This window comes from Alteromonas sp. CNT1-28 (assembly GCF_022348345.1).
Taxonomy (GTDB): Bacteria; Pseudomonadota; Gammaproteobacteria; order Enterobacterales; family Alteromonadaceae; genus Alteromonas; species Alteromonas macleodii.
Genome location: NZ_JAKREZ010000021.1, coordinates 70971 through 90911 on the forward strand (window position 1 = coordinate 70971; position 19941 = coordinate 90911).

A 19941-nucleotide genomic window follows, 5' to 3' on the forward strand; every position below is an offset into this window, starting at 1 on the left:
TTATAGTTTCTAAGAAAAGGTTCGACCTACCACTTCTTCTTAGGTGCGAACAACTCGTCTAATTCGTCTCTTTCTTCTTCTTGCTTCTTGGCGCGATCTTTTTCGTTCACGCTCTTAAGGTTGCTTTGGATTTCGTGTAACCACTCGTTAAGTGTAGCAAGTTTAGACATTGAGTATTCGTCTTGGGGATTTTGATTTTCTAGTGCGTTTTTCGCCTTTTCAAAATACTGTCTGGCTGACCCAAGCATATTGGTTTGAAGTGCAGCGCGGCCGCGCTTAATCAATGTTTCTACATTTACTTTTACCTGCAAGCGTTCAAGCTGCTTATCTTCATCCATGAATACTTTAGAATCAATTTGCCCTTTGCTATGTTCTGAACGAAGAATAATGCGCAGTTTCTTAACGGCCTGAATGTATTGAATGATCATTTTGTCATTGTCGGGTAACGCGAAATCGTTAGTGATACCGCTATTGTCCGAAAGAGCAGCGGCGGTTGCTTGCTCACTGCTTGAGATACGCTGTTTTAGTTCAGATGTACTCGATAAATCGTTCATTGCTTTCAAGGCATTTAGAATACGATTGTGAAGTATGCCCATAATGCGCGAAGAAACAGGCATGTTTACACAGGCGGCAATAACGTTCTCAGTTTCGTCGACAATAGTACGCTGTTTCGCAAGTTCAGTTCTGCGCTCAGCCTCTTGCTTTTGACGATGTTGTTGCATTGCATTGATAAAGATAGCTGCGATTAGCAAAACAACAATTAATATAATAATAATCACGTACATGCGTGTGTTTCCGTCTGTTTTTTATTTTTTATAACGTTAACGTATTACTACGTACGAGCGTTACTTTTTGTATTACTTAATGTTATCGGTCAATCTTACGGTATTTTTACTTCAAATACACTTCCACCGAGACTCCCGCCGTTGGAAAGGGCAATTGAGCCCACTTTATCTCCTTGAGAATGTGCGTTTGCAATTAACTTCGCAAAAAATAACCCCAACCCCGTTCTTCCTTGGCTTAACTCAAAATCACAGAGCTCTTCGTGGCTTTTGGTTAACATCGCTTCGGGATAGCCACGACCATCATCCTCTATTTTAATGGTCATGAAGTCGTTCTCGTCTGCCTTGGCACTTACTATTATTTTGGATGTTCCATAGCGCATTGCGTTAATGATTACATCGTTTAATAACAAATAAATTAACTCACTGTCTAAGTACCAGCTAAGGTCATCTTCGATAGCGATGCTTATATCAATATTTTTCTGCGATACATATAACGCATTAGAGCCAACAACATCCTCAACCAAATCTTTGATGAAACTTTCGTCAACGGTAATGGGTAAACTTTCTAATTCAGCCCTGTACAAAGAGAGTACTTGAACGAGATTGGTGTTGAGCCTGGATGCTTCATAATGAACACTCGCAACCTGCTCTCTAGCTTTCTCGTCGTGAGGAGAAAGGGCGTCGCTGAGTGTTTCAATAGATTGAATAAGGAGAAAAAGTGAATTTTTCATATCGTGCACAGCAGCTGCCAACACCGATGAAAAATCAATTGTGGATGTAACTTGTTTACTGCTACTCATTATCTATCTAACACCGTGCTTTTTAATCACCTACCCATAATGTAGAAGAAATCGGACAAAGGCGAATAAATCCCACTCGAAAATGCAAAAATTCAATTATTTTCAACTTTATAATGCCAATTTCGTAATAGCAACTAGTAAAAAAAGGTGGTTTTGGTTATAACGGGGGGAGTACAGTGTCAGTCTATCGCATTAAACGGTGTAAAATATGAAGCTACAGCAACTACGGTATATCGTAGAAGTCCTCAATAACAATTTGAACGTGTCAGCAACAGCAGAAAGTTTATATACCTCACAGCCGGGTATCAGCAAACAAGTTCGCATGTTGGAAGATGAACTAGGTGTTCAGATTTTTGGCCGTAGCGGTAAGCATTTAACACACGTAACAGACGCGGGTAATGATGTAATCAATATAGCTCGTGAAATACTAGCCAAAGTAGAGAGTATTAAAGCGGTAGCAAGGGAGCACACGCTTCCAGATCAAGGTAAACTCAATATTGCGACTACGCATACGCAAGCCCGTTATGCATTACCTGATGTTATTCAGGGTTTCATGAGCAAGTATCCAAAAGTGTCATTACACATGCATCAGGGCACGCCGTCTCAAATTAGCGACCTGGCTGCCAAGGGCGAAGCCGATTTTGCTATCGCTACCGAGGCTCTCCACTTGTACAACGATTTAGTCATGCTTCCTTGTTATCACTGGAATCGCAGTGTAATAGTAAACAAGGACCATCCCTTGTCGAAAAAGGGCACTATCGATATTTCAGACATTGCCAAATATCCGTTGGTTACTTATGTTTTCGGTTTCACCGGGCGCTCTGAATTAGATCAAGCGTTTGAAAGGGCAGGGCTAACACCTAAAATCGTGTTTACCGCAACAGATGCCGACGTTATTAAAACCTATGTTCGCTTAGGTGTCGGTATTGGTGTTATTGCGTCGATGGCGGTAAGCGAAGAATTAGATGATGATCTTGTGAAGATAGATGCTAGTCACCTGTTCGATTACAGCACGACGAAAATTGGATTCAGAAAAGGGTCGTTCTTAAGAAGTTATATGTACGACTTCATTGAGCGTTTTGCGCCTCATCTGACCAAGGACAAGGTTGAGAAGGCTATGATGCTGAAAAATAACGAAGAAGTAGAAAAAATGTTTAAAGGCGTGACGCTTCCAGTAAAGTAAACGCAGCGCTTGTTGAAAACGTTCATTAAAAAAGGGGCTAATTGCCCCTTTTTTGCATTTCACTGACCCATCCTAAATAGCGTTGACACTTTTCAAACTTAATTTGGAGAGTGCAATGAAATCAAATAGCAAAAGAACTCAACGCGATTATTCCCTCGCTTTTATAAACAAGCACAAGACCACTACGGAATTCAGGGGTGTTCAACGGTTTTAGTTTGGCTTCGTAAGCATGGTCGTCTAAATTGGGCGGATGGTACACCTAAGCTTCTTAAACGAGGTAACTGCGTGGATAAGTCCAAAGTAGAGCTCACTCCAGAACAGCGTATTAAGGCTCTGGAGAAAGAGCTTGCTGATACGAAAATGAAAGCTGATTTCTTTGAAGCCGTCGTGAATGTTCTTGAAACTGATTATGGAGTTAGCGTTGTAAAAAAGCGCAAAAGAAAGTCATCCAGGAAAAAGTGATAGACGGGGTTTCCGTAGCCAAAGCTTGTCGTTATCTGAATATTTCTCGTCAGGCCTATTACCAACATTGTGCTCGTTCACTTAAGCGCGAAGCGCATGAGGCTAGAGTCATTCAATTCGTACATCATGAGCGAATGATTCAACCTCGCATCGGCACTAGGAAACTACAGTATCTTCTTGCGCTCGTAAAAATAGATATTGGTAGGGATCATCTCTTTAATTTACTAAGAGAAAGGCGTCTATTAGTGCCGACAAAGCGTGCCTATCACAAAACAACGAATAGTCATCATCGGTTCCGCTGTCATCCTAACCTCATTAAAGCGGGGTTAAAAGCCGATAAACCCAATCAGCTATGGGTAGCGGATATCACGTACTTACCGACGCGAAGTGGAGAGAGTTATGTGAGCCTCATTACAGATGCTTATTCGCGGAAGATTGTGGGCTATCAGGTTGACGATAACATGCGAACGCAGTCAGTAAAGCAAGCATTTACTCGAGCGCTTAAACAAAAAAGTACAAGCGAAAAACTCGTACATCATTCTGACAGAGGTATACAGTATTGCTCAGAAGAGTATCAAAAACTCCATAGAAAGCATGATGTACAGTGTTCAATGACAGATGGCTACGACTGCTATCAAAACGCCCTTGCAGAGCGGATAAACGGTATTCTTAAAAATGAATACTTACTCCATAAGCCAAGAGATTTAGAAGAAGCGAGAAAGATGGTTGCAGAGTCAGTAGCAATCTATAATGGTAGGCGGCCACATCTGGCCCTTAAATACAAAACGCCCGATGAAATACATCGGGCGTTTTAAACGAAATAAGTGTCAACCTATTTCAGGACTAGTCACACATATTGTCTAGTTAGAACGAGGCGCTAACATTCGATAATATTTACCGCGAGTCCACCTCTCGCCGTTTCTTTATATTTAGTCTTCATATCATTACCGGTATCGCGCATGGTTTTAATAACCTTATCTAGCGATACTTTTTGCTCACCCGTTCCGCGCAGTGCAAGACGAGAAGCATTAATGGCTTTGATTGCACCCATGGCATTTCGCTCAATGCACGGAACCTGAACCAGACCACCAACAGGATCACAAGTAAGGCCGAGGTTGTGCTCCATACCGATTTCCGCAGCGTTCTCTACCGAGGCAGCTGTGCCCCCCATAATTTCAGCTAGCGCGCCTGCAGCCATCGAACAAGCGACGCCTACTTCTCCTTGGCAACCTACTTCAGCACCTGAGATTGACGCATTCTCTTTATAGAGAATACCAATAGCGCCTGCGGTAAGCAGGAATCGGCTTGCTACTTCTTCATCAACAGGTCGAATAAACTTATCTACGTACTGTAGAACAGCCGGAATGATACCCGCTGCACCATTTGTAGGTGCTGTTACAACACGGCCGCCAGCAGCATTTTCTTCGTTTACAGCTAAAGCAAACAAGTTAACCCAATCCATAGTCTGCATAGGGTCGTTTGTGTGTTCAGTTTGAAGTCGACGGTATAGTCCAGGTGCGCGGCGAACTACTTTAAGCCCGCCAGGTAAAATACCTTCGCTTTCGATACCTCGTTGAATACAAGCTTTCATTACTAACCAAATGTTGTGTAGCTGTTGCTTCACTTCGTGCTTGGGCCTGAAAGTTGATTCGTTACGTAGCATCAGTGAACTAATGCTTAAGCCGTTAGTTTTACACAGAGCGAGAAGGTCACCGGCCGTTTTAAAAGGGAAGGGTACTGATGCTTGCAGGCTGGCCGCATGCGCTTTGGTCGCATCGAAGTCTTCGTCTTTTATGATAAAACCACCGCCAATACTGTAATAAGTTTGCTGTTTTACAAGCTCATCTTTCGCGTACGCATAAAACGTTAAGGCATTAGCGTGTTTGGGGAGCGTTTTACGGCGGTGAAAAACAATGGCGTTTTTGTTAGGAAAGCGCACTAATTTCTGGCCATTAAGGCAAAGCTTTTCCGTGTTGCGTATTTCTTCAAGTTTAGTCTCGATGCTGTCCACATCGACAACGTCTGGAAGTTCTCCTAGTAAACCGAGGATAACAGCTTTTCCTGTTCCGTGGCCGATACCGGTTTGGCCTAATGACCCAAACAGTTCAACTTTCACGCTATCCACTGAATCAAAAAGCGTAGCTTCCTGAGCGAGTTCGGTGACAAACTCGGCGCCTGCTTTCATTGGTCCTACGGTGTGCGAACTCGATGGGCCAATGCCCACGCTGAACATATCAAATACACTGATCATAAACTTTCAAAATTAAAACAAAGTAATAGTAAGATCATGCATCCACCACGGAAAAACCACAATACAGAAAAGCTAATAAAGGGATTAGTTTTGCTAATACGCTGTAAAGTTTAATTTATAGTACACGCAAGAGCGGTTAAGCAAATACAAAGGCTATGGATGAATATGATGAGATAAATTGCGTAACATTGCCGCCGTTGCGCCCCATATCATGTGGTTTTTCCATGGGATAAAGTAAATTGGAAATGCCTTTTTATCGCGATGCGTCGTGTGAACTAAATGATTTCTTCTGTCTAAAACATGTGCGAGAGGCACTTCAAAAGCGCTTTCTACCTCATTTTTGTCAATTATCGGTGTAAAGTCAGGATTTACAAAGCCAACAACTGGCGCAATTTCATATCCGCTGATTGTTCGGTATCTAGGCAACATTCCTACTACGTCTACGTGAGTAGCGGGTAAACCAACTTCTTCTTCAGCTTCTCTAAGTGCCGCGTCAAAAAAAGAATTGTCAGCTTCGTCGACCGCTCCGCCTGGAAAGCTGATTTGACCTGGGTGATGCTTGAGGTGGTGCGCTCGTTCGGTTAGCAGTAATTGAAGCGAATTCCCATAATCTATCAGGGGGATAAGTACAGCCGCAGGGCGTCCTGTTTTTCGCAACGGAAAATCTGGCTCGGTGTGAGGCTGCCTTAAGTGGTGAAACTGTGATAGGAATTCGTTCTTTGTCATAGATATTTGCTTACAACCTATATGCTTACCTTTGTGCTAGCACATTACATACAAATACTGTGCTATTGGTTAATTGATTCAAGTACTGGCAGTATTCTAGACACTTTATCTAGGGTTTCTTGATATTCTTCGTTAGAAACAGAATCTAGCACAATACCACCACCGGCCCAGCAATGTAATCGACGGTTCTCAGCCAATACGGTTCTAATACAAATACTTGAATCCATGTCCTCACGAAAACCCATATAGAACACGCTGCCACAGTAGATATTCCGGCGGTGTGGCTCTAGCTCATCGATAACTTCCATCGCGCGGATTTTCGGTGCTCCAGTTATTGACCCCCCAGGAAATGCTGATGCCAGAAGCGATAAAGGCGAAGAAGATTCATTTAATTCACCAGTTACCGTACTTACTAAATGGTGCACAGCCTGATAACTTTCAAGAGCAAAGAGTGCAGGTACGTTCACCGAGTGAGGTTTGCAGTGCTTTGAAATATCGTTGCGCAGCAGATCTACAATCATAAGATTTTCTGCACGGTCTTTTTCTGCTGAGAGCAAGCTCTGAGCACTGGCGGCATCTTCTTCTTTGTCTTCAAATCGCGGGCGTGTACCCTTTATCGGTTTTGTTTCTACAACCCCATCTTTAACGCGTAGAAAGCGTTCTGGTGAAATGGAAGCAATACAGCCTTGGGGAAGGTTATAAAAAGCTGAAAATGGCGCTTGATTTTGATTGCGTAGCTCACAATATGCTTGCCACATATTCCCTTCAAACGCTGCGCTAAAACGTTGCGCCATATTTACTTGGTAGCAGTCACCGGCACGCAAATAGGCGTGTATTTTATCCAAACAAGCTTCATATTCCGTTTTAGACAAATTTGATTCGAACCGCGACGTTAACTTGAATTTTGGCTCAGGTATTTCGTCGTTGAACGAAGAAAAAAACTGAGTCAGTGGTTGACTGTCAACGGAGCAATAATAGATGTAACCTGTTTTTGTATCTTCAATAAGTGAACGAAGATAAAGGCCAACCGCGAAATCAGGGGTTTCGTAGTCATCTTTGGCGATGCTTGGCATCGTTTCGTAAAAGCGCCCAGTGTCATAGCCTGCCATACCAGCCACACCGATAATAAAAGGGAGGTGCGCTGTATTTACACTGGCATGTATGTTCACATTTGAAACGCGCGCATGTAAGTGTGCTTGCACCGCTTCAAAGGGAGCTAATGTCAATTGCTGACGCTTTGAAGTGTTTAGATCGATGAGTTGAACATTATCACCTTTTGCTTCGATAACTGCGGAAGGTGAAAATGCCATAATATTGAAGCGTCCTTCACTTTTCGACGAACCAGAAGTATCTAGTAAAAGGGAATATGGGTGTGTAGAGACTCGCTTAAAAAGTGCATTGAAAACGGCTGTGTTCTCGTCACAATTTAGCGCTAATTTATCGGCTAATTCCTCTGCAGTGAAACGGGAAACATGAACGTGAATAGTATCTGCGTGTGACATAGGTGTTTTCTGTACTTCTTTTTATCGTGGGCGTTTGGTGCTTGAATTAAGCACAAACTTCCTTCTATTTTTAACTGGCGTTAACAAATAAGGGCTAATAACCGATCACATTAGGCTGCTTTTTCAAATATCCCTTCAGCATAGTTTTTAAAAATGACTGGAATTAGCCACAAGCACATGGTTTTACATGGTGCGTTGTCTTTAGATGCGCTAGTATACGCTTTTTTAGCTAGCTAAGACCACGAAAGCCAAATAAAAAGAGGATGTCATGACCGTTATCCGTCAACAAGACTTCATTGACAGCATTGAAGATGCCCTGCAATTTATTTCTTATTATCACCCGCTCGATTACGTTAAAGCCGTAGAAGAAGCCTATAAAAAGGAAAAGAGCCAAGCCGCGAAAGACGCGATGGCGCAAATTCTTATCAACTCACGCATGTCTGCAGAGGGTAAGCGCCCTTTGTGTCAAGACACGGGGATCGTAACCTGTTTTGTTAAAGTTGGTATGGGTGTGACGTGGGATAAAACTGACATGACCGTTCAAGAAATGGTTGATGAAGGTACACGTCGTGCATACCTTAATCCAGACAATCCACTTCGCGCCTCTATCGTTGCTGACCCTGCCGGTGCGCGCAAAAACACTAAAGACAACACGCCATCTGTTGTGCATATCGACATGGTAGCGGGTGAAAAGATCGAAGTGATGATCGCGGCTAAAGGCGGCGGTTCTGAAAACAAGTCTAAAATGGTAATGCTTAACCCAAGCGATGATATTGCTGACTGGGTAGTAAAAACTTTGCCGACGATGGGGGCAGGCTGGTGCCCTCCAGGTATGCTGGGAATAGGTATTGGCGGTACGGCTGAAAAAGCAGCGGTACTTGCAAAAGAAAGCCTTATGGACCCAGTAGACATCCAAGAGCTTATAGAGCGCGGCCCGCAAACTACCGACGAAAAACTTCGCTTAGAAATTTTTGACCGCGTAAATAAGTTGGGTATCGGTGCACAAGGCCTAGGTGGTTTAACGACTGTTGTTGACGTTAAGATTAAGTCGCTACCTACTCACGCTGCGTCAAAACCTGTAGCAATGATCCCAAACTGTGCGGCGACTCGTCACGCACATTTTTATCTAGATGGTTCGGGTCCAGCGGAGCTTACGCCACCTAAATTAGAAGATTGGCCAGAAGTAACTTGGGAAGTAAGCGAAAACACTCGCCGCGTTAACCTTGATGAAGTAACAAAAGAAGATATCCAAGAGTGGAAAGTAGGCGAAACGGTACTGCTGTCAGGTAAGATGCTTACCGGTCGTGATGCTGCTCACAAGCGCATTCAAACCATGATGGAAAATGGTGAAGGTTTACCAGAGGGCGTTGACCTAACTAACCGCTTTATCTATTACGTTGGTCCTGTTGACGCTGTAGGTGACGAAGTGGTTGGTCCGGCTGGCCCGACAACGGCTACCCGTATGGATAAGTTCACTGACATGATGCTAGAGAAAACAGGCCTTATTGGCATGATTGGAAAAGCAGAGCGTGGTCCAGCAACCGTTGATTCAATTGCTAAACACAAAGCGGTTTATCTAATGGCAGTTGGAGGTGCAGCGTACCTTGTATCTAAAGCCATTAAGAAATCTCGTGTCGTAGCATTCGAGGACTTAGGTATGGAAGCAATTTACGAGTTCGACGTAGAAGACATGCCAGTAACCGTTGCAGTAGACAGCACGGGTGCCAATGCTCACAAAAATGGTCCGGCCATTTGGAAAGCAAAAATTGAAGAGCTTGATGCCTCGCTATCTAAATAGATAGAAAGGCAAAACTTAAGATGAGCCGTTCTGCTTAAGAAAGCTAATTAGGTTTTTCATCACAGTATAAAAAACGGGTGCAATAGCACCCGTTTTCATTTGTGTAGTTTCATTTTTTCAAAGGTTTACGTGCTAGACGTTTTGCCCCAATTTCATTTTAAATTTATACCAGTTGGTATATTTATCTGATTTTGTTTATAGTGCTGTACAAAATAACAGTATGATCGTGCACTATGTTAATTAACCTTATTTCTAGCGAACCCATTTCCTTTCTAATAGCCTTCGTAAGTGTGTGTGCTTTTTCACTTTATTCATTTATTCGAGGCCAGGCGAATGCCACCCAGATAGCGCAGCTTTCGCAAATCAATGAGCAGCTACAAAATGATTTGAATAGCGAGCGTATTGCTATTGCCAAGCTTCAAGCACAAAACGAAGCGCACCAAGCAAGAATACAGGCGCTTCATGCTGCGCATGAAGATAAGCTTGCGTCTATGAATGCATCTGAACAACGTCTGCATACGCAATTCGAAAATCTAGCAAATCGGATATTTGAAGAAAAGCAACAGCGTTACACGCAACAAACAAAACACAATATAGAAGCTGTTTTGGCGCCATTCAAAAACGAGTTAGATGGTTTTAAACGTCAAATCTCAGAACAACACATACGTGAGGGGCAGGAGCGAGCCTCACTTAAAACAGAGATTCTAAGTTTAAAGGCTCTCAACCAGAAAATTACGGAAGAAGCTGCAGCGCTGACCAATGCACTAAAAGGTGACAATAAAAAGCAAGGAAACTGGGGCGAAGTAGTGCTTGAGCGGATACTCAAAGAATCTGGTTTACGCGAGGGTCATGAATTTGAAACACAAATGTCAGCAACATCAGAGCACGGCAAGCGATTTCAACCAGATGTCGTGGTGCATTTGCCAAATGATAAAGATGTGATCATAGATTCAAAAGTAAGTTTGGCGGCCTATGAAAGGTATTACAACTGTGATGATGAAGTTGAGAAAGCGCAATTTTTAAGTCAACATGTGGCTTCTATAAAAGGGCACATCAAAGGCTTAGGCGCGAAAGACTACCAAACGCTGAAAGGCATAAAGACACTGGATTATGTGTTACTTTTCATTCCCATTGAGCCTGCATTTCTGATTGCTGTCGAAGAAGAACCAGATTTAGTCACAATGGCACTTAATCACAATATCATGTTGGTTAGCCCAACTAATTTACTGGTTGCACTGCGTACTATTAATAACATTTGGCAGTATGAGTACCAAAATCAAAACGCACAGCTTATTGCGGAACAAGCAGCAAAGCTTTATGACAAGTTCGTTGGGTTTGTGACGGATATGGAAAAAGTAGGTAAGTCGATGGATACCGCTCACGCAAACTACGAACAAGCAATGAATAAGTTAACCAGTGGAAGAGGGAACTTGGTAAGGCAAATAGAAAAGTTTAGAGAACTTGGCGTACAACCCAGTAAGCGAATGTCTCAGCACTTACAGCAACTTTCTCAAGACGATTAAAAAAGGCCGCAATTGCGGCCTTTTTTCTCTTATCAAAAAACGTTATGAACGTTTCATGCGTCTACGTAGGTAAACTGCTGGAGCAAGAAGCAATGCAATCCAGCCCATTGAACCACCAGACTTATCGTTAACGCGAATAGTCACGCTTTCTGTAGTAGTTTCAATACCATCTGAAGCCGTTACTTGAACCGTTACACGGTTAGACTGTTCGTTACTAGGCGCTGTATCAGTGAACGAAGTGCGCTCTACACCGTTAATGGTGATAGTCACGTCGTCTCCGTCTGCGTCAGTTGCAGAAGCAGTTACAGTGTAAGACTGACCTTCATCAACGCTAGTTGGAGCAGATATTGAAATAACTGGAGCATCTTGCACACCTGCAACCGCTACAGTTACTGTGCCTTCACCAACAATTTCACCTTCAACTGGCTCTTCGTTTTCATCAATTGTACCTTCAACACGAACGGTGTATGTAAATGAATCTTCACCGAAGAAGTCAGTATTTGGTGCATACGTTACTGTTCCATCATCATTTACAGTTACTGTGCCATTTGCTGGCTCACCAGAAATTACAACTGTTGATGGATCAAGAGGCGCTTTATCAATAGTGATAGGCGTAAACGTACGGAACTCACCAGACAGAGAGTCCATGGTGAATTTATTGATGATTGTGCTGTCCATTTCGTTAGCAAGAATGTTAGCCGTTACCGACGCATCTTCGTTAACTGACAACATGTCGTCCATATACTCACTAGATGGAACAACAGTACCTGCGTAGCTGATAGTAACTTCGTCACCCGCATTAGCAGTTAGTACAAATTCGTCACCTTCAACTGGAAGGGTACCTTGAAGGCCCGCAGATGTTAGTGCAGCGTACGTTGTACCAACGCTACCTGAAATGTTTTCAGCACCAACTACCGTTGCGTAAACAGGTGAGTCCATTGGGCCATATACAAAGTTTACGTTGCCCGTTTCGTACTCAAACCACAACTGGAAGTTAAAGCTTGTGCCATCTTCATTCCAAATTTGAGCGTTTTCCCACTCAACAACAAAGTGACCTGTTGTAAGGCTTACTGCGTAGATATTACCAGCGCCTGCACCGCCACCCGCAAGGTCAAAATCAGTCCAATAAGGTGCGACAATATTGTTTGGCTCACTTAGGCTTGGCAATACTTCTGCAAACGGTGTAGTAATGTTGCCAGAGCTTGTACCTAACGATACAAAACCATTAGATGAAATCTGCATGGTTGTGTATTCGCTACCTAAGTAAGTGATAGTGCGAGGTAGGCTTACTTCAATTGAAGCGTCATCACACGAACCAGAGCACTCTAGCGGCGCAACACCAATAGATGCCATTGGTACGTAACGGTCAAGACCAAAACCTTCAAGTATGTCACCAATAGTAGTATCTGCGTTCATCGAGAAAGAAGCGGTGTTAAGTGCGCCTTCCCAATATACGGTACCTGATTCAGCGTCATAGCTTACTGGCTCTTGGTTTCCGTTTTTAACAGCAGAAATTGTAGAAGGGTTAATCGCATATTTGTGGTCAATTTCACCCGTGATGCTGATCATACCAGTTACATCAGTGTTAGTAGCAAACGCTTCGGTTACCACCAATTCACCTTCAGCTGCTATTTGCGTGCTTACATCGCTGTCAAACAATGATGGTTCATCACTGCTAATAGGATAGATAGCTACTGGGATGAAATAATCGGTTGTTGTGTCGTCAGTGTCTGCCCAATTAATACCACCGAAAGACCATGACCCTGTAGACGCTGTTGTTACATCTACTGCTACCATAATTTCAGCAGAAGCACCTGCTGCAAGGGTTGCCATTTGAGGTGTAACGGTTGCTGAAATAGCTGAGTCATTAAACATTGCTGTAGCATCGACTGTAACTTCTTCATCGCTGGTGTTTGTTACAGTGATAGACATTTCGCAGTTCAGGTAGCAGTTACCGTCTACTAAGCTTAAATCGCTATAAGTTAGCTCTACCGTTGTAGCACGAGGAAGATCTAAACGACCTGCACCCATGTCAAAGTTGTCTGCTGCGGTAGACGCATCTTCTTTCAAAATATCGCGAATTGAAGAAGTAACAAGCGCACTCTTTATTTGCTGTGCAGTCCAATCAGGATGCATTTGCTTAAGAAGTGCAGCTGCACCAGCTACGTGTGGCGATGCCATTGAAGTACCGTTCTTGAACGAGAAGTTCTGGTCTTCGTGTCCTGGTGCATCCGGTGATTCGCCAGAGAAGATGCGAGTACCAGGAGCAGCAATATTAGGCTTAAGGAACGTCGGGTCGCCGTTAGGACCGCGAGAGCTGCTTTCATTCATTATGTCAGCAAGGCTGTCTGAAACAACGCGAACAATATCGCTACCGATAGTTACATTTAGCGACTCTTCAGTAGTTTCAGCTAGGTTAGCAAGCGCTAAACCTGGTGTAGCAGGAAGCATAAGTGATGGAATTGTTTGAGCTTCACTTAAGCCGCCCATTAATATTGGCGCTTCACCGCGTCCATCAACGTTATGAATAAGAACAGCTGTTGCTCCCGCAGCCTCTGCGTTTTCAATTTTAGTCACGAAACCACACGTACCACGGCTGATAAGCGCAATTGCACCATCGAACGCGCCCGCAGCAAATGCATCACAACCTTCTACGTTTGCCGCATCTACTTCGCCTGCATAAACAACAGGTGCAGTAATTGGGCTATCAAATACAATGGCAGGGTTGCCGACTGAGTAAAGGGCCGGAATAGAACCTAAAGTGGTGTCGCCTTCGACGGTCACCTCGTTTGCGAACAAACGACCCGTTGTTGTATTTGCGACCGTTATTACGTCTTCTGAACAACCAGGACAGCCAATAGTGCCAGCACCCGGACCATCGTTACCCGCTGCAAAAACGGTAACAACGCCCGCATCGTGCATGGCTTCAAGTACGTCTTCATATACAGAGCCGTTAGGGTTTCCACCTGCACCGCCACCCCACGAGTTATTAACAATGTCAGCACCATCTGTAAGCGCAGCTTCAAGCATAGAAAGCAGCATTGAAGAAGCACCGCTAGAAGAAGCAGGGTTAGCTGGTGTGGCATACAAACCTTTGTAAACCATTAGATAAGCAGCTGGCGCAACACCAGAGATTTCAGCTTCTGCGCCATCGCGCTCTGCCATTACCCCGTAATTACCTACTGCTGTACCTGCTACGTGCGTACCGTGTCCATTGAATCCTAGCGGGCTCTCGTATTCTTCTTCAACAACAGAGAAGCCTTCTACGATGTCTGCTGCGCGAGCAACAATCAGTTTATTGTTACAAAAATCAGGAACTTCTGAACAGTAGTCGTCAGTAGGAAGTGTCGCAGCATCAGGTGCTGTAAAGTTTTCACCACTGAATAAAGGGTTTTCTGGACGAATACCACTATCGATGATCGCAACTTTCACGCCTGCACCGGCGCTTTCCTTGCCGCCGAACTGTTCCCACGTTTGAACTGCACCGATCAGATCCAAACTAGCGTCCATTTGGGCATGGTGTACTAAGTCTGGGTATACCGCTTTTACCGTTGAAAGGCTGGAAAGCTTATCAAGTGCACTTTTTGAAACGATACCCGCAAAACCATTAAATGCTGCTGTGTAAGACATGTCAGCTTTGAATGACTTATCGAATGACTTGATAGACTGGATAACCGATTGCTGTTGAGCTTCAAGGAAAGATTGATATTCCTTCGCTGCATTTGACTTGAAATTTACCTTTTGACCTTTGTGGGCAGCCATGCTGCTTACACTTGGATTTACTGCGCTGAATTGCGCCATAGGCACGTCAGTAAGTTGTACGATAACACGTACGCTATCACTATCCGCTTGGATTGCATTTGCAAGAATATTCTTTTTGTCGAAGGATGCTTCGATGGCGTTACGTTGTTCAACGCTGTGGCCAGATAATTGATTTGATATTGCTAGTGCACCAAAGGCTGAGCCTGCTAATGCGGTAGCAATAACCGTACTAAGGATTGTTTTTTTCATAATTATTCTCGTGTGAATAGTTCCCTGGAGCCCAACGATTTTTTTGTTTGCTTAAAAGGTCATTCGCCTTTTTTAAAACGCAACTTATCGCTGTGACTATCTATTACTAGCACACTTTTTTTCTTTTTGTAACGTGTGTTTCTGCAATACACAATTTACACATTTTGTTACATTTAACGACGATTAGTCGTTGCATAGATAACTTCCTTTTTTCATTGAAGTTCTAAGCAATAGATTATTGGATATATAAGCGTTTGAAACGTTAGAAACTCTATTACTGGATGTGAATGAGAAATGATTGTCCTACTCGGTTTTCATATTTTTTACATGGGGTTTACGTTTTTAGGACGAACATCCTTTTCATTTAGACTAATTGAGTATGTCTATTTCACCCATTTGAAAAAATGCCAATGAATAAGTAGGACGCTCCTGCATTTTCTCAACTAGCATATTGTTATCACTATAAGTCGCTATTAACCCTCATATTTAAGGGGAACAAACGTGAAAGACAGAAATCATTTGGCCGAAGTAAAAACAACAAATAAGGTCGAAATTATTACTAAAGGGGTTGTTGATATCCCAATGCTGCAAATCCTTTCTGCCGAAGGTGAACTCATTGAAAAAGCAGTTGAACCTGACCTCAGCAAAGAAGAAGCATTAAAAATATTTAATACCATGCATTACATTCGAGTATTGGATGAACGTATGGTGGGTGCACAGCGCCAAGGTCGTATTAGTTTTTACTTGGCAAGCACGGGTGAAGAAGCGGCGTCAGTTGCAAGTGCAGCAGCACTCTCAGACGACGACATGATCATGTCTCAGTACCGTGAGCAAGGCGCTTTAGCATATCGCGGGTACACCACAGAACAATTCATGAACCAAATGTTTAGCAATAAAGACGATCCTAACAAAGGACGTCAAATGCCTATCCATTATGGTGACAAGCCACTTAACTTCATGACGATATCTTCACCACTAGGCACACAGATCCCCCAAGCATCTGGTTACGCCTATGGTCAAAAAATGTCGGGTAAAGATGTGGTTACTATCTGTTACTTCGGTGAAGGTGCAGCGTCTGAAGGAGACTTCCACGCAGGGTTAAATATGGCCGCTGTTTTAAACTGCCCAGTTATCTTCTTTTGCCGTAATAATGGCTACGCCATTTCAACACCAGCAGAAGAGCAATTCGCGGGTGACGGCATTGCTTCTCGTGGCTTAGGTTACGGTATTAAAACTATCCGTGTTGATGGTAACGATGTGTTAGCCATCTACGCAGCTACAAAAGAAGCCCGTCGTATTGCCATTGAAGAAAAGTGTCCTGTACTTATTGAAGCCATGACTTATCGTTTAGCGGCGCACTCCACGTCAGACGACCCAACAGGCTATCGCTCTCGTGAAGAAGAAGATAAGTGGCGTGCAAAAGATCCTATCGCTCGTATGGCGAAATGGTTAGACAGCAAGGGCTGGTTTGACGAAGCGGAGAACCAAAAGCGCGTCGATAAAGCAAGACAAGACGTTTTAGCAGCAATGAAGAGTTGTGAAAAGACTGACGTATGTGCCATTGAAGACATTGTCGAAGATGTATACGACACAGCACCTTGGCACTTAAAAGAACAACTCAGTGAATTGAAAGCGCATATTAAGAAGTACCCGAAGATGTACCCTAAAACAGCAGGGAGAGTAAAATAATGGCTAAGATGAATCTACTTCAAGCAATTAATAATGCACTCATCACAGCCATGACCGAAGATGAAAAAGTAATGGTCTTTGGTGAAGACGTAGGCCATTTTGGTGGCGTGTTCCGTGCAACCAGTCACCTTCAAGAAAAATTTGGTAAGGCGCGTTGCTTTAACACGCCGCTTACTGAACAAGGCATTATTGGCTTCGCGAACGGCTTGGCCTCACAAGGCTCTGTACCTATTGCTGAAATTCAATTTGGTGATTACATTTTCCCTGCATTCGATCAAATTGTGAATGAGACGGCTAAATGGCGCTACCGTTCAGGCGGTCAGTTCGATGTTGGTACGCTAACAATTCGTACACCTTATGGTGGCGGTATCGCAGGCGGCCACTACCACAGTCAATCACCAGAGGCATTCTTCGCTCACTGCCCAGGGTTAAAGATTGTTATCCCTCGTGACCCATATCAGGCGAAAGGTTTGTTGCTTGCATCAATTCGCGATAAAAACCCCGTATTGTTTATGGAGCCTAAACGTCTTTACCGTGCTTCTGTATCGGAAGTGCCTGAAGAAGATTACGAACTGCCATTAGGTAAGGCAGATATTGTTCAAGAAGGTAGCGATATCACCTTATTAGGGTGGGGCGCGCAAATAGAAATTCTGCAAAAAGCTGCAGAAATGGCTCTTGAAGATGGTGTGTCGTGTGAAATTATCGATTTACGCAGCATATTACCGTGGGACGTTGAAACGGTTATGCAATCTGTAATGAAAACAGGTCGCTTATTGATAAACCACGAAGCACCGCTAACAGGTGGCTTTGCGAGTGAAATCGCAGCGAGCATTCAGGAACGTTGTTTCTTATACCTTGAAGCGCCTATTGCAAGAGTGTGTGGTTTAGACACGCCGTATCCTTTGGCGCACGAAAAAGAATATATGCCAGATGAAACGAAGACGTACGAAGCCATAAAACGTACGCTTCACTACTAAGCCGGGGGACGATGAAATGACAATTGAATTTATCTTACCGGACATTGGTGAAGGTATAGTTGAATGTGAACTTCTGGAATGGTTAGTTTCTGAAGGTGAGCATATAGAAGAAGATCAACCTGTCGCGGAAGTAATGACCGACAAGGCTACCGTGCAAATTCCTGCAATGCATGCGGGTGTGGTTAATAAACTGCATTACGCGGTAGGCGATATTGCTAAAGTGCACGCACCATTATTCTCTATGACGCCAGATGATGCCGACGCTAACTCAGATACACATGAAGACGCGCAAGCGGAAGTAAAAGACAATGCGTCTGAAACAGCGACAGCGAATGATAGTGCTTCTTCAGGCGCTTCAAACGGCAAGCACATCGAAGACTTTATTTTGCCAGATATTGGTGAAGGTATTGTCGAGTGCGAAATTGTGAAATGGAACGTGGCTGAAGGCGATGAAATTGAAGAAGATCAAGCCGTTGTAGAAGTGATGACCGACAAGGCAGTGGTAGAGATCCCCGCTAAAAACGCAGGTACCGTGCATCGTCTTTATTACGCGCAAGGCGATATAGCGAAAGTGCATAGTGCATTGTTTGCGTTAGAAGTTGCCGGTGAAGTCACAACTACTAGCGGTACTGATGACGAATCACCATCGGCAAACAACAGCGCTTCAAGCGTTGCATCTCAAAGTTCAGTGAACACGCAAACAAACGGTTCAAGTCAGCAATCAGCGCAAATTGCTCCTTCAAAATTCAGCGACGGCGAATACGAGCCACCTATCGCTATAGAAGGTAAAGTGTTGGCTAGCCCCGCGGTAAGACGTGTTGCAAGAGAAAAGAATATCGACCTTTCTACTGTGGAAGGCTCGGGTAAAAAGGGACGGGTCCTTAAGTCTGACGTGTTGAATCTACAACATTCGAATGTTGACACGTCGTCTCAAAATTCGACATCTTCTGCGCCAAGCTCATCTAACGCAGAAAAAGGTGATTTGAATAGCACAAGCACAGTGGTTAAAGGCAGCGTTAGAACCGAAAAAGTACGCGGTATTCAGGCAGCGATGGCGAAGCAAATGTCGGCTTCTGTCTATACTATCCCGCACTTCACAGTCAGTGACGAGTTGGTAATGGACAACCTGATGGCGCTACGCAACCTGCTTAAACCTGAATTTGAAGCGAAGAACGTAAAACTCAGCTTTATGCCGTTTTTCGTTAAAGCAATGTCATTGGCACTTAATGAGTTCCCTGTAGTTAACAGTCAGCTTAACGAAGACGCCACTGAGATCAGCTACTTCGCAGATCACAATATTGGTTTTGCAGTAGACTCTAAAATTGGTTTGCTTGTACCCAATATTAAGCGTGTTCAAGACCTATCTCTGTTAGATATTGCTGTTCAAATGCAGGATATTATCGAACAAGCCAGGGCGGGCCGCGTGGCTGGCGAGCACCTAAAAGGCGGTACGATTAGTATCTCTAATATCGGTGCAATAGGCGGTATTACCGCAACGCCAGTAATTAATAAACCAGAAGCTGCTATTGTTGCTCTTGGTAAAACGCAGAAACTTCCGCGTTTTGATAATGAAGGGAATGTTAGCGCGCAAAATATCATGGCGGTTAATTGGTCTGGCGACCACCGTATTATTGATGGTGCGACTATGGTGCGATTCAATAATCTATGGATGAGTTACCTAACTCAGCCGGAAAAAATGTTGATGCACCTTAAGTGATATCATTCAAACCAATTTGATCTGCAGTAGCAATATTTTTAAAGGGCCAATAGTAAAACTATTGGCCCTTTTTTGTTTGCCCAGCGAAGCTGGCAAACCCGTCAGGTTGTAAGAAACCTGAATCACCCTGACTGAGGGGAAGATAATCCGAATGGCAAGGGCGTTGTTGGCTAACGGCAGGGTCTGAAGGAAGCCATAGGAAGTTAGAGGTACACAACGAAAGTGAACCTGATTCGGCAAGGCAGGAGGGTAAGCGTGCAAAATAGCGCGAAGCCCGATACTCGGTCAGTCCTGTTTTGTGCTTGAGGGTGGAATTTCTAACAGGGAGCCGGTGCAGTAACTGGGGAAGCCTGACACCGTGTCTGGTGGTAAGCCAGAAGCATTTATTCGAGAGGAAACTCAAGGTAGATGTTGGTGCGAGGTGGCAGATGAAGCCGTAGTAGTGAGTAAAGTTCGGCCTGTGAAAGCCAGTAATGGTGTGGAGGGTAAAACCGAGCTGACCATCAGCATTGTGTTT

12 protein-coding genes and 1 pseudogene are annotated in these 19941 nt (G+C 43.8%); 7 read left to right on the forward strand and 6 right to left on the reverse strand.

Annotation, left to right across the window (positions count from 1 at the left end):
* Nucleotides 1-26: 26 nt before the first annotated feature.
* Nucleotides 27-785, reverse strand: a complete 759-nt coding sequence (locus MHN02_RS13820) for a hypothetical protein (protein WP_014949522.1) — start codon at nucleotides 783-785, stop codon at nucleotides 27-29.
* A 95-nt stretch (nucleotides 786-880) separates the two neighbouring features.
* A complete protein-coding gene (locus MHN02_RS13825) occupies nucleotides 881-1585 on the reverse strand; it encodes a HAMP domain-containing sensor histidine kinase (RefSeq protein WP_014976578.1) in 705 nt (234 codons plus the stop codon).
* A gap of 208 nt (nucleotides 1586-1793) precedes the next feature.
* Between MHN02_RS13825 and cysB the strand changes: the two genes are divergently transcribed.
* Both cysB and MHN02_RS13835 read left to right on the forward strand, forming a co-directional pair.
* A complete protein-coding gene (cysB, locus tag MHN02_RS13830) occupies nucleotides 1794-2768 on the forward strand; it encodes an HTH-type transcriptional regulator CysB (protein WP_014949524.1) in 975 nt (324 codons plus the stop codon).
* A gap of 115 nt (nucleotides 2769-2883) precedes the next feature.
* Nucleotides 2884-4045: pseudogene (locus MHN02_RS13835) on the forward strand (IS3 family transposase).
* 62 nt (nucleotides 4046-4107) lie between these two features.
* Here MHN02_RS13835 and MHN02_RS13840 read toward each other — a convergent pair.
* The 3 genes from MHN02_RS13840 to pabB all read right to left on the reverse strand — a co-directional run bounded on the left by MHN02_RS13840 (nucleotide 4108) and on the right by pabB (nucleotide 7709).
* Nucleotides 4108-5481 (reverse strand): L-serine ammonia-lyase, encoded by a 1374-nt coding sequence (locus MHN02_RS13840; protein WP_239246719.1) that lies wholly within the window; start codon nucleotides 5479-5481, stop codon nucleotides 4108-4110.
* A 153-nt stretch (nucleotides 5482-5634) separates the two neighbouring features.
* Nucleotides 5635-6207: a CoA pyrophosphatase gene (locus tag MHN02_RS13845; RefSeq protein ID WP_239246720.1), complete on the reverse strand. Its 573-nt coding sequence runs from the start codon at nucleotides 6205-6207 to the stop codon at nucleotides 5635-5637.
* A gap of 62 nt (nucleotides 6208-6269) precedes the next feature.
* Nucleotides 6270-7709 carry an aminodeoxychorismate synthase component I gene (pabB, locus tag MHN02_RS13850; protein WP_239246721.1) on the reverse strand — a complete coding sequence of 480 codons (1440 nt, stop codon included), beginning with the start codon at nucleotides 7707-7709 and terminating at the stop codon, nucleotides 6270-6272.
* Between the two features lie 268 nt (nucleotides 7710-7977).
* Between pabB and MHN02_RS13855 the strand changes: the two genes are divergently transcribed.
* Both MHN02_RS13855 and rmuC read left to right on the forward strand, forming a co-directional pair.
* Nucleotides 7978-9507, forward strand: coding sequence for a fumarate hydratase (locus tag MHN02_RS13855; RefSeq protein ID WP_014949528.1), 1530 nt, complete (start codon nucleotides 7978-7980; stop codon nucleotides 9505-9507).
* Between the two features lie 233 nt (nucleotides 9508-9740).
* On the forward strand, nucleotides 9741-11030 hold the full coding sequence (gene rmuC, locus MHN02_RS13860; RefSeq protein ID WP_239246722.1) for a DNA recombination protein RmuC: 1290 nt from the start codon (nucleotides 9741-9743) through the stop codon (nucleotides 11028-11030).
* Nucleotides 11031-11072: 42 nt separating this feature from the next.
* Here rmuC and MHN02_RS21695 read toward each other — a convergent pair whose 3' ends face one another.
* The gene (locus MHN02_RS21695) at nucleotides 11073-15041 is read right to left on the reverse strand and encodes a S8 family serine peptidase (RefSeq protein WP_275444310.1); all 3969 of its coding nucleotides are present in this window, start codon (nucleotides 15039-15041) and stop codon (nucleotides 11073-11075) included.
* Nucleotides 15042-15542: 501 nt separating this feature from the next.
* On the opposite strand from MHN02_RS21695, the gene MHN02_RS13880 reads away from it, so the two are divergent.
* Genes MHN02_RS13880 through MHN02_RS13890 form a run of 3 tightly spaced genes read left to right on the forward strand, consistent with a single transcriptional unit; the run spans nucleotide 15543 to nucleotide 19424 of the window.
* Nucleotides 15543-16730: a thiamine pyrophosphate-dependent dehydrogenase E1 component subunit alpha gene (locus MHN02_RS13880; RefSeq protein ID WP_069944353.1), complete on the forward strand. Its 1188-nt coding sequence runs from the start codon at nucleotides 15543-15545 to the stop codon at nucleotides 16728-16730.
* Complete coding sequence (locus tag MHN02_RS13885) at nucleotides 16730-17707, forward strand: alpha-ketoacid dehydrogenase subunit beta (RefSeq protein ID WP_014949532.1); 978 nt, start codon at nucleotides 16730-16732, stop codon at nucleotides 17705-17707. The genes MHN02_RS13880 and MHN02_RS13885 overlap by 1 nt, the downstream gene beginning before the upstream one ends.
* Before the next feature lie 16 nt (nucleotides 17708-17723).
* On the forward strand, nucleotides 17724-19424 hold the full coding sequence (locus tag MHN02_RS13890) for a dihydrolipoyllysine-residue acetyltransferase (protein WP_239246723.1): 1701 nt from the start codon (nucleotides 17724-17726) through the stop codon (nucleotides 19422-19424).
* Nucleotides 19425-19941: the final 517 nt, after the last annotated feature.